At 70.9% G+C, this 3,157-nt stretch carries 4 protein-coding genes; all 4 read left to right on the top strand.

Annotated elements, in window-relative coordinates:
- Positions 1-707 (top strand): DUF374 domain-containing protein (locus RMO97_RS00185; RefSeq protein ID WP_310538552.1); only part of this gene is annotated, 707 nt, incomplete at its 5' end.
- A gap of 30 nt (positions 708-737) precedes the next feature.
- Positions 738-1,709: a cation diffusion facilitator family transporter gene (locus tag RMO97_RS00180; protein ID WP_310538551.1), complete on the top strand. Its 972-nt coding sequence runs from the start codon at positions 738-740 to the stop codon at positions 1,707-1,709.
- Positions 1,706-2,968 carry a 3-deoxy-D-manno-octulosonic acid transferase gene (locus RMO97_RS00175; RefSeq protein WP_310538550.1) on the top strand — a complete coding sequence of 421 codons (1,263 nt, stop codon included), beginning with the start codon at positions 1,706-1,708 and terminating at the stop codon, positions 2,966-2,968. The genes RMO97_RS00180 and RMO97_RS00175 overlap by 4 nt, the downstream gene beginning before the upstream one ends.
- On the top strand, positions 2,965-3,157 hold a 193-nt coding region (locus RMO97_RS00170; RefSeq protein WP_310538549.1), incomplete at its 3' end, for a tetraacyldisaccharide 4'-kinase. The genes RMO97_RS00175 and RMO97_RS00170, both read left to right, overlap by 4 nt.

Below are 3,157 nucleotides of genomic sequence, written 5' to 3'. Positions count from 1 at the left end.
GCCGCGTGAAGAAGTTCATCCGCCGTCCGGCCGTGCAGGCCTTCCTGGGCTGGGTCCTGGCCGGCTATATGAGCCTGATCCGCCACAGCGTGCGCTGGCGCCATGAGGGGCTGGAGAGGGCTAACCCCGTACTCACCGCCGAGCCTGGGGTCATCGCCCTGCTCTGGCATGGCCGTATCCCAGTGGCCCTGACCGTCGCCCCGGTGCTGAAGCAAGCCAAGCTGGCCCACTGCCTGGTGTCGCCGTCGGCCGACGGAGAGTTCTTCGCCCAGGCCATGGCGCACAACGGCTTCCCCTCCATCCGCGCCTCCAGCGCCAAGAAGGGCGATTCGGCCAAGGCCCGCGCCGTGGTGGCCGCCTTCCGCGAGGCCATGGCCTGGGTGAAGGGCGGCGGGGTGCTGATCGTCACCCCCGATGGCCCGCGTGGTCCCAACGAGGTGATGGCGCCCGGCGCCCTGCAGATCGCCCGGCGCACCGGCGCTCCGGTTCTGCTGGTGGGCCTGGCCGCCTCTCCCGCCAAACGGCTTGGGAGCTGGGACACCGCCATGGTCGCCGCCCCCTTCGGCCGGGGCTCGGCGATCTGGGAAGGGCCCTACTACGTTCCCGCCGACGCCGACGACGCGGCTATCGAGGCGCTCACCGCCGACTGGGCGGCCAGGCTGTCGGCGGCCACCCGCCAGGCCGAGGCGCGGGTGTCGGCGGATTGATCCGGCGCACGCGGGGTGAGACATAGGGGCATGGCCCACGAGCACCACGATCACGCTCACCACGACCATGATCATCATGATCACGGCGGGCATAGCCATGCCCATGGCAGCCACGGCCATAGCCATGCGCCCAAGGACTTCGGCCGCGCTTTCGCCATCGGGGTGGGGTTGAATTTCGCCTTCGTCCTGGCCGAGGTGGCCGCGGGCCTGTGGTCAGGGTCGCTGGCCCTGCTGGCCGACGCCGGCCACAATCTCTCCGACGTGCTGAGCCTGCTGCTGGCCTGGGGCGCGACCGTCCTGGCCCGCCGGGCGCCCAGCGCCAACCGCACCTACGGCCTGCGCAAGGCCACCATCCTGGCCTCCCTGGCCAACGCCGTCCTGCTGCTGGTGGCTGTGGGGGTCATCGTCTCGGAGGCCGTGCGCCGCTTCGCCGAGCCCGCCGATGTGGCCACCGCGCCGGTGATGATTGTCGCGGCCATCGGGGTGGTGATCAACACGGCGACGGCCCTGATGTTCATGCGGGGCCATGACGACCTCAATGTCCGCGGCGCCTTCCTGCACATCGCCAGCGACGCCGCCGTCAGCCTGGCGGTGGTGATCGGCGCGGGGGTGATGGCTCTGACCAGCCTCGGCTGGATCGACCCGGCGCTCAGCCTGGTCATCGCCGGAGTCATCGTCCTGGGAACCTGGGGGCTGCTGAAGGACTCGGTGAACCTGGCCCTCGACGCCGCGCCGAAGGGGATCGATGTGGCCGAGGTGCGCGGCTGGCTCAACGCCCTGCCCGGCGTCACCGGCGTCCACGACCTGCACGTCTGGGCGATGAGCACCACCGAGACGGCGATGACCGCCCACCTGACGCGGCCCGACAACCTCGACTGTGACGCCTTCCTGCACGCCGCCTGCGAAGGCCTCGAGAAGAGGTTCAAGATCGGCCACTGCACCCTGCAGGTGGAGACCGGCGGGGCCGAGGTCTGCCGGCTCTCACCCGCGGAAGCCGTGTGAGACGCCCGCTCTCCCTCCAGCTCTACGCCGCCATCCTGGGTCTTTTGGAACCGCTCGCCCGGCCCCTGCTGGCCCGGCGGGTAAAGGCCGGCAAGGAAGACGCCGCGCGGCTGGGGGAGCGGCTGGGACATTCGACCGTGGCCCGCCCCCAAGGCCGTTTGGTCTGGCTTCACGGGGTCAGTGTTGGCGAGAGCATGTCCCTGCTGCCCTTGGTCAGCGCCCTGAGGGTCAGGCGCCCCGACCTCGCCCTGCTGGTCACCTCCGGCACGCGGACCTCCGCCGAGCTGCTGGCCCAACGGCTGCCGGCTGAAGTGATCCACCAGTATATCCCCCTGGATGCGCCGCGCGCCGTGACCCGCTTCCTCGACCATTGGGAACCCGACCTTGGCGTCCTGGTGGAGAGCGAGCTCTGGCCCAACCTGATCCTCGGCGCCCATGAGCGCGGGGTGAAGCTGGCCCTGCTCTCGGCCCGGATGACAGAGGGCAGCGCCAAGGGCTGGGCCAGGGTCCCCGCGGCCGCCAAGGTCGTGCTCGACGCCTTCGATCTCATCGCGCCGCAGGAGGCGGAGACGCAGGAGCGGCTCCGGCGCCTTGGCGCGCGCACAGGCCCGTTGCTGAACCTCAAGACGGTGGGCGAGGCCCTGCCGGTGGACGGCGCCGAACTGGCGCGCCTGAAGGCAGCGGCCGGTGATCGCCGCGTGGTCCTGGCCGCCAACACCCATCCCGGCGAGGACGAGATCGTCATCGAGGCGTTCCGGAAGGCTGACCTCTCCGACACCCTGCTGGTGATCGCGCCTCGTCACCCCGCACGGGGCGAGGCGATCGCGGGTCTGCTGGCCGGCTTCGAGGTGGCCCGGCGGGCGGCGGGCGAGCCCTTGATGGCCCAGACCACCGCCTATGTGGCCGACACCCTCGGCGAGATGGGCCTGCTCTACAGCCTGGCCGATGTCGTGGTGATGGGCGGCGGCTTCCTGCCGGGGATCGGCGGTCACAACCCCCTGGAGCCAGCCCGTCTAGAAAAGCCGATTCTCACCGGGCCCCATACCTTCAACGCCACATCCCTCTACGTCGACCTGTTTGCTCAGGCCGCCGCCATCGAGGCCTCGGACAGCACGCAACTGGCCCGACATCTGAAGGGCCTCGCCACCTACCCACACATCGGCCGACGGATGGGCGAGGCGGCGCTAGCCTATGCCGACCGCCAGGGCGGAGCGCTGGACCGGGCCATGGCCCTGCTCGAACCCCTGCTGCCAGCATGAAGTTGTCCACGCCCCGTTGGTGGTACGTCCGCAGCAGCGCCCCGGCGCCGGTCACCCGCGCCCTGCTGACACCGGTGTCCTGGATCTGGGCGGCGGTGACGGCCCGGCGGATCGCCAAGACCACGCCCATCGACCCCGGCGTGCCGGTGATCTGCGTCGGAAACCTCACCGCCGGGGGCACGGGCAAGA

This window comes from Phenylobacterium sp. (genome assembly GCF_031425575.1).
GTDB lineage: Bacteria > Pseudomonadota > Alphaproteobacteria > Caulobacterales > Caulobacteraceae > Phenylobacterium.
Note: the sequence above shows the minus strand (reverse complement) of the source record. Positions and strands in the feature narration are given on the sequence as shown.

Bases quoted from the DNA above. Each gene is read 5' to 3' on its own strand.
- RMO97_RS00180 (WP_310538551.1), top strand. From the start codon at position 738: ATGGCCCACGAGCACCACGATCACGCTCACCACGACCATGATCATCAT.